Origin of the sequence: Halomonas sp. (assembly GCF_033549285.1) — a bacterium.
Lineage (GTDB): Bacteria > Pseudomonadota > Gammaproteobacteria > Pseudomonadales > Halomonadaceae > Halomonas.
The window spans coordinates 22,483-28,960 of record NZ_JAWSUJ010000054.1 but is presented as its reverse complement, the minus strand read 5'-3'; the positions used below and the strand labels follow the sequence as shown (position 1 = coordinate 28,960).

Here is a 6,478-nt window from a genome sequence, read left to right as displayed (position 1 = left end):
AGAGGCCCGGGCCGCGCCCATGGACGAGCTGCTCGAGCTGCAGGCGGCCGAACCCGAGGTGGACCCGGCCACCCCGGCCGAGCCCGAGAGTGCCGCCCGCCCCGAGCCCGACCGCGAAAGCGAGGCGGCCGAACCCCCGGCGGCCGAGCGCCCCCGCGAGGCCCAGGCGACCCCCGAGCCTCGCGACAGTGCCCCCCAGTCGGCGGAGACCTCGGCGCCGCCCACCGCCTCGGCACCCTCCGCCTCGGGGCGCGACCTGCTCGCCCAGGCCACCACCAGCATTCGCGAGCAGGGCCTCTCGACGGAATTTGCCGGCGAGCAGCCGGGGGAGGGGCGCCAGGCCGCTCAGCAGGCCGCCGAGGCGCGCTACATCGATGACTGGACCCGCCGCGTCGAGGATTACGGCAACCGGGTGCACCCGGCGCCGCGTCACCTGGAGGGGCAGCTGCGCATCCGGGTGGTGATCGGCCGCGACGGTCAGGTTCGCCGGGCAGAGGTGATACAATCCTCGGGACACGCCGAACTCGACCAGGCGGCTCTGGACACGGTGCATGGTGCCGCGCCCTATCGCCCCTTCGACCGGGGCATGGGCAACCTGGACAGCCTGTCCATCACCCGGGTCTGGCGGTTCGGCCAAGGCAATCATTACGGCGTGCAATAGGTCCGCCGGGGAGTCTCATGCAATCCGTGCAACACTTCGGCTTGAAAAACCACTTCCTGCTGGCGATGCCGCACCTGGAAGACCCCAATTTCGCCGGCAGCCTCAGCTACCTCTGCGACCATGACGAGAACGGCACCATGGGCGTGATCGTCAACCGGCCCCTGGAGCTGACCCTGGACGCCCTCTTCGAGCAGCTCGAGCTGGGCGGCGACGAGAGCCCCCATCGCGATGCGCCGGTCTATTATGGCGGCCCGACCCACAAGGATCGCGGCTTCATCCTGCATCGCGGCTCCAGCGACGCCTGGGACTCCAGCATCCAGGTGGCCGATGACATCGCCCTGACCACCTCCATGGACATCCTCCAGGCGCTGGCGGACGGCAAGGGGCCCGAGCAGTTCCTGGTCTGCCTGGGCTGTGCCGGCTGGGAGTCGGGACAGCTGGAGGCCGAGCTCAAGGAGAACGCCTGGCTCACGGTGGAGGGGCGCGCCGACATCCTCTTCACGGTGCCGCCCGAGCAGCGCCTGGGGGCCGCCGCGGGCATCCTGGGCATCGACCTGAACCTGATGACCCGCGAGGCGGGCCACTCCTGATGAGGGGGCGGCGCGTGATGACGGAGCCGGCCTGATGGTCGATGCCGGCTCGCGACTGATCCTGGCCTTCGACTTCGGCACCCGACGCATCGGCGTGGCGGTGGGCAACGAACTGCTCGCCAGCGCCCGGGAGCTCGCGCCCTTGCCGGCCCGGGACGGCATCCCCGACTGGGCGCAGGTGGCGCGGCTGGTGGACGAGTGGCGCCCGGACCTCTTCGTGGTGGGGCTGCCGCTCAACATGGACGGCAGCGAGTCGGTCATGAGCACCCGAGCGCGCAAGTTCGGCAAGCGCCTCTACGGCCGCTACGGCATCCCCTGCGAGATGGTCGACGAGCGCGGCTCCACCCGCGAGGCCAAGTCGATCGCCCGGGAGGCCGGCCACCGCGGCAACTATCGTGAACAGGGGGTCGACGGCATCGCCGCGGTGCTGATCCTGGAGGGCTGGTTCGCCCGGGGCGAGGGCCTGCCGCCGCGCTGATCAGGCCGGGCTGGCGCCGCCGTCGCGGTACTTCCTGGCGAAGTCGCCCACCGAGATGCAGGTGAACTTCTCGATGAAGAACGCCAGGGTCGCCGGGCAGCGGAAGCGCTCCTCGAACGCCTCAACATTCCCTTCCCGCTCTCTCTCGACGCTCGCCAGGTAGGCGTCACCGGCCTTGCGCACCCTGACGGTCGCCTGGCTGTCTTCCGCCTGTTTCTCGACCAGCAGCTCGCGCTGCCCCTCGAGCAGCTCCCCCAGCACCTTGCCCCCCTCGCGCTCCTCGGGCGTGGCCCAGAGGGGCTGGTCACGGTCGCCGTAGCGGTAGAGGAAGATCATCGGCAGCACCGAGAAGATGGCCGTCGTGAGGGTCCAGGTCATCGCCGCGCCGGAGAGATGCGCCGTGAACACCGCGACCATCTGCACGACGATCCCCAGCGCCAGCAGTCCCGCCAGGGGGCGCCACATCCGCGGGTTCATGAAGCCCCGGTCCAGGAAATAGCCCCACAGCCCGATCACCACGACCGCACCCACGCCCAGCTGGATCATGGCGGTAAGCGACCCGCCACCCATCAGCAGGGCGATGGCGCCGATCAGGATCAGCAGGGTATAGAAGCCACACAGCAACAGATACGCACGCTTCAGGTTCATCGGTGTTGCGCCTCCAGGCCTGGTCGCCATAGGCGGCGACGCGGATTGTCGTTCCCCACCAGCATAGGCGATCGGTCGCGACCTGCAGCCGCTCAGAAGGTGGCGTCGTCAACGCCCAGGCGATCGGGAACGAACCAGGGCACGTCGCGCAGGTCCCTGTCGATGCGTTCCTCGACCCCGAGCAGGGTGGCGAAGATCGCCATGCGCACCGGGATGCCGTTGTCGGTCTGGCGGAAGATCGCCAGTCGCGGGTCGCCGTTGAGGTCCACGTCCAGGTCGTTGGCCTCGGGACGGCTGTCGCGGGGCAGCGGGTGCATGACGATGGTGGCGGGGCCGCAGCGGCTGTCCAGGAAGGCGCGATCCACGGTGAAGTCCCGGGAGAGGTTGAAGCCCTCGCTCATCTCGGCGGTGAAGCGCTCCTTCTGGATGCGGGTGGTGTAGACCACGTCCACGTCGGAGAAGTCGCCGGCCAGGCTCTCGCGGACCTCCACGCTGAGGCCCTGGCGGCTGACCCGCTCGATCAGGTGGCTCGGCATCTCGAGGCCGGGCGGCGCCACCAGGGTGATGCGCATCGGGGCGTAGCGTGACAGCAGCTTGATCAGCGAGTGAACGGTGCGGCCGTACTTCAGGTCGCCGGTCATCAGCACGTGGGCGTCCCTGAGCGCCTTGCCCTGGAGGGCGAACTCCTTGTCGATGGTGTAGAAGTCCAGCAGCGCCTGGCTGGGGTGTTCGCCGGGGCCGTCGCCGGCGTTGATCACCGGCACCTTCGTCGCGGCGGCGAACTCCGCCACCGAGCCCTGGTCCGGGTGGCGCATGACGATGGCGTCGCAGTAGCCGCTCATCACCCGGCTGGTGTCGTAGAGCGACTCGCCCTTGGCCATGGAGGAAAAGGTGAAGCCGGTGGTGTCGCAGACACTGCCGCCGAGCCGCGAGAAGGCGGCATGGAAGCTGACCCGGGTACGGGTGCTCGCCTCGAAGAAGAGGTTGCCGAGCACCGCTCCTTCCAGCACCCGGGTGATCTTGCGGCGGCTTGCGATGGGCTCCATGCGTGCGGCGACGCGCATCAGGTGGTCGATATCGTCGCGGGAGAGGGAGTCGATGGAGAGCAGGTGGGAACTCATCACAGGCCTCGGCTGGTGGCTGGGGGACGGGCGCTAGTGTAACCCTCCCGGGGAAGGCCTTCACGGCACAATCGGCGTTCGGTTTCATGTGAAACTGCCTTGACCCCAGTCAAGGCCGCCCGGTGCTCCCGGGTCGATACTGATTACCGAGATCAAGATCACCTGACGGGAGAGCCCCCATGGCCACTGCACCGACCGCTCGCGCCGCCTCCTGGTGGGAACGCCTGACCGAACGCTGCTATGCCACCTCTACGGCCCAGCTGGTACGTGACGTCCAGCACGAAGCGGGTCCTACCTATGATGAACTGCTCAATGACCTGGAGAGCCCCATCGAGCCCGGCTTCGAACGTGAGATGGCGCGACAGCTGGCGGCGGGGCAACCGAGTGACTTCGTCCCGGCCAGGACCCTGATGCCGGTGATGATGCAGCGCTTCGGCCTGCAGGAGGCCGAGGTGGCGGCGGAGCCGGGATACAACGCGTTGCGCAAGACCTGCAATGGCTGCCCCGTCGTCGGCCAGTGCTGGAAGGCCCTGCGCGCCGGTGTCGAGGTCGAGGAGTGCCGCGGCTTCTGTCCCAACGCCGAGACATTCGACCGCCTCGCCGCACAGTGAGGTGAGCGTTCGACTTGCAGCAGAGTGCCCCGGCCATGTGCCGGGGCGCCTGCCTTCTGGCGTTAGCCCGTCCGACACAGCGCCAGCAGCCCGGCCTTGGAGCGCACGCCGAGCTTGGCGTAGGCGCGCTTGCGGTAGGTCTCGGCGGAGGAGAGGGCGATGTCCAGCGCCTTGGCGGCGGTCTTGAGGGTGTGACCGCGCAGCAGGTGCTGGCAGAGCTGGCGTTCACGTTCTGACAGCACCTCGAGGACCTCTGTTTCTCCTGGGCTGGCGGTCGGGCGTCGCTGGCGATAGTGACGACGTATCAGGCTGGCCAGCAGGGGCATCAGGAGCTCCAGGCGCGCCAGGTCCCCGCGGCGGAAGGGGCCTCGATCCAGCTCTCGGTAGAGGTTCAGGTAGTAGACGATGCCTCGCGCGGGAATCGCCACCGAGGCCTTGTCGGCCAGGTCGGGAAAGGCGAACAGGTGGCTGCGGTACGCGGGCGACATCTCCGCCTCGCGCATGGGCATCAGTTCGGGCCCCGCCGGGGCGTTGCTCGCCTCGCCCAGCTGGCCCTGGCCCTGGCGCATCGGGTGCCCGAGCTCGATCAGGTGATGGCCGCCATCGAGGAGGCACGGGAGGGGACCGTCGACCCCCGCGGCCGCTGACCGAGGTCTGTAGCTCGGCGAAGCCCCGTCATCCGGCAACGGATGGCGGGGCTTTTCATGGCATGGCCGGTCGCCTGGGGGTGGCCCCTGCGGGTCATGCAAAGCGATCCCAGTAGGGGGGATCGCCGAAATAGCCCTCCAGGAAGTCGACAAAACAGCGCACCTTGCTCGCCAGCAACTGACGATGGGCGTACACCGCATAGAGCGACATCGGCTCGGGCTCGTGCTCCGGCAGGATGACCCGCAGTTTCCCGGCCTGGATCGCGGCGCCCGAGATGAAGGTGGGCTGCAGGGCGAGGCCGGCACCGGCAATGGCCGCCTCGACCAGCACATCGCCGTTGTTGCTGACCAGATCGCCGCTGGTGTACTGGCCACGGCCCGGCAACCACTTGAAGACCGACTCGCCGGCCTCCTGCTCCATGTAGCTGTAGCGCAGATAGCGATGCGCCTCGAGCTCCTCCAGGTGGCGGGGCGTGCCGTGCCGCTCCAGGTATTCGGGCGAGGCACACAGCACCAGGCGAACCGGCGCAATCCGCTTGGCGATCAGCGAGGAGCTCTTCAGGTGGCCGATGCGCAGCGCGATATCGAACCCCTCCTCGACGATGTCGACCTTGCGGTCGTTCAGCTGCAGGTCGATACCGACGGCGGGATGGGCTTGCTGGAAGTCGCTCAGTAGCGGGGCCAGGTGGCGGATGGCGAAGGAGACCGGGGCACTGATCCGCAGCCGGCCCCGGGCCTGGGTCTGCAGGTCGCCGAGCTGGTGCTCCATGTCGTCGAGGTCGTTGAGCAGCTGCTGGGCGCGCTGCTGGTAGTAGGTTCCCGCTTCGGTGAGATGCAGCTTGCGGGTGGTGCGGTTGAGCAGGCGCACCCCCAGGTGCTGCTCGAGCTGGGAGACGTATTTGCTGACCAGTTGGGGGGAGGTCTCCAGCCGCTCGGCGGCGCGGGTAAAGCTGCCTTCGCTCACCACCGTGACGAAGGCGCGCATGGCATCGATACGGTCCATCGGGTACTCCGGGGATCATGGTCACCTCGTATTATCAATAATATGTTGTTAATTAGCCAATGATTACCGCCTTAGTCTTCGTATCTGGTGATAGTAGAGTGACGTCATCACCGGGGGGAAGGCCCTCGGGACACCACCCTAGAGAAAGAGTCGAGGTAACGATCATGAATACCCAATTCACACAGGCCCTGTTCCATTCCCGCGGCGGCGTGGCCGCGCTGGTGCTGCGTGTCCCGGTGGGGCTGATCCTGGCCGCCCACGGCGCGCAGAAGCTGTTTGGCTGGTTCGGGGGCTACGGCCTGGAAGGCACCGGGCAGTGGCTGGCGAGCATCGGCCTGGCGCCGGGCACCCTGATGGCGCTGCTGGCCGGTGGCGCCGAGTTCTTCGGCGGGCTGGCGCTGGTGCTGGGCCTGCTGGCCCGTCCGGCGGCGCTGGTGTCGGCCTTCACCATGCTGGTGGCGATCTTCGCGGTGCATATCGGCAACGGCCTGTTCATGGCCAACAACGGCTACGAGTACGCCCTGACCCTGTTCGCCGCCACGGCGGCCCTGGCGATTCAGGGTGCCGGACGCTTCGCGCTGGATAACCTGCTGCTCGAGCGTCTGGGGGGTGCCGGACACGGCCGTAGCGCGGCCTCAGGCCAGTAAGTGGGCGCCTCATACCGCCGACAGTGACCGACAGGCACGCCCCCTTGGGGCGTGCCCCTGCAACAGGAGGAG

At 68.3% G+C, this 6,478-nt stretch carries 9 protein-coding genes; 5 read left to right on the top strand and 4 right to left on the bottom strand.

Annotation, left to right across the window (positions count from 1 at the left end):
- From SCI24_RS13005 to ruvX, 3 genes are all read left to right on the top strand, one after another.
- Positions 1-661, top strand: a 661-nt coding sequence (locus SCI24_RS13005) for a TonB family protein (RefSeq protein ID WP_318725780.1), incomplete at its 5' end; no start/stop codon positions are given.
- Between the two features lie 17 nt (positions 662-678).
- Positions 679-1,251, top strand: coding sequence for a YqgE/AlgH family protein (locus SCI24_RS13000; RefSeq protein ID WP_318725779.1), 573 nt, complete (start codon positions 679-681; stop codon positions 1,249-1,251).
- Between the two features lie 34 nt (positions 1,252-1,285).
- Entirely contained in the window at positions 1,286-1,729 is a 444-nt protein-coding gene (gene ruvX / locus SCI24_RS12995) for a Holliday junction resolvase RuvX (RefSeq protein ID WP_318725778.1), read from the top strand.
- On the opposite strand, the gene SCI24_RS12990 is transcribed toward ruvX, so the two are convergent.
- Positions 1,730-2,377, bottom strand: coding sequence for a hypothetical protein (locus tag SCI24_RS12990; protein WP_318725777.1), 648 nt, complete (start codon positions 2,375-2,377; stop codon positions 1,730-1,732).
- A gap of 92 nt (positions 2,378-2,469) precedes the next feature.
- Positions 2,470-3,498, bottom strand: coding sequence for an aspartate carbamoyltransferase (gene pyrB / locus SCI24_RS12985; RefSeq protein ID WP_318725776.1), 1,029 nt, complete (start codon positions 3,496-3,498; stop codon positions 2,470-2,472).
- 179 nt (positions 3,499-3,677) lie between these two features.
- Here pyrB and SCI24_RS12980 point away from each other — a divergent pair, with 179 nt between their 5' ends.
- Positions 3,678-4,109 (top strand): hypothetical protein, encoded by a 432-nt coding sequence (locus SCI24_RS12980; RefSeq protein ID WP_318725775.1) that lies wholly within the window; start codon positions 3,678-3,680, stop codon positions 4,107-4,109.
- Between the two features lie 62 nt (positions 4,110-4,171).
- Here SCI24_RS12980 and SCI24_RS12975 read toward each other — a convergent pair whose 3' ends face one another.
- Entirely contained in the window at positions 4,172-4,678 is a 507-nt protein-coding gene (locus SCI24_RS12975) for a helix-turn-helix transcriptional regulator (protein ID WP_318725774.1), read from the bottom strand.
- A 172-nt stretch (positions 4,679-4,850) separates the two neighbouring features.
- Positions 4,851-5,759 (bottom strand): LysR family transcriptional regulator, encoded by a 909-nt coding sequence (locus tag SCI24_RS12970; protein WP_318725773.1) that lies wholly within the window; start codon positions 5,757-5,759, stop codon positions 4,851-4,853.
- A gap of 164 nt (positions 5,760-5,923) precedes the next feature.
- On the opposite strand from SCI24_RS12970, the gene SCI24_RS12965 reads away from it, so the two are divergent.
- Positions 5,924-6,406, top strand: a complete 483-nt coding sequence (locus SCI24_RS12965) for a DoxX family protein (RefSeq protein ID WP_318725772.1) — start codon at positions 5,924-5,926, stop codon at positions 6,404-6,406.
- The last annotated feature ends 72 nt before the right edge of the window (positions 6,407-6,478 follow it).

Coding starts and splice junctions, on each gene's coding strand:
- SCI24_RS13000 (WP_318725779.1), top strand. CDS start 679: ATGCAATCCGTGCAACACTTCGGCTTGAAAAACCACTTCCTGCTGGCG.
- ruvX (WP_318725778.1), top strand. CDS start 1,286: ATGGTCGATGCCGGCTCGCGACTGATCCTGGCCTTCGACTTCGGCACC.
- SCI24_RS12990 (WP_318725777.1), bottom strand. CDS start 2,377: ATGAACCTGAAGCGTGCGTATCTGTTGCTGTGTGGCTTCTATACCCTG.
- pyrB (WP_318725776.1), bottom strand. CDS start 3,498: ATGAGTTCCCACCTGCTCTCCATCGACTCCCTCTCCCGCGACGATATC.
- SCI24_RS12980 (WP_318725775.1), top strand. CDS start 3,678: ATGGCCACTGCACCGACCGCTCGCGCCGCCTCCTGGTGGGAACGCCTG.
- SCI24_RS12975 (WP_318725774.1), bottom strand. CDS start 4,678: ATGCGCCAGGGCCAGGGCCAGCTGGGCGAGGCGAGCAACGCCCCGGCG.
- SCI24_RS12970 (WP_318725773.1), bottom strand. CDS start 5,759: ATGGACCGTATCGATGCCATGCGCGCCTTCGTCACGGTGGTGAGCGAA.
- SCI24_RS12965 (WP_318725772.1), top strand. CDS start 5,924: ATGAATACCCAATTCACACAGGCCCTGTTCCATTCCCGCGGCGGCGTG.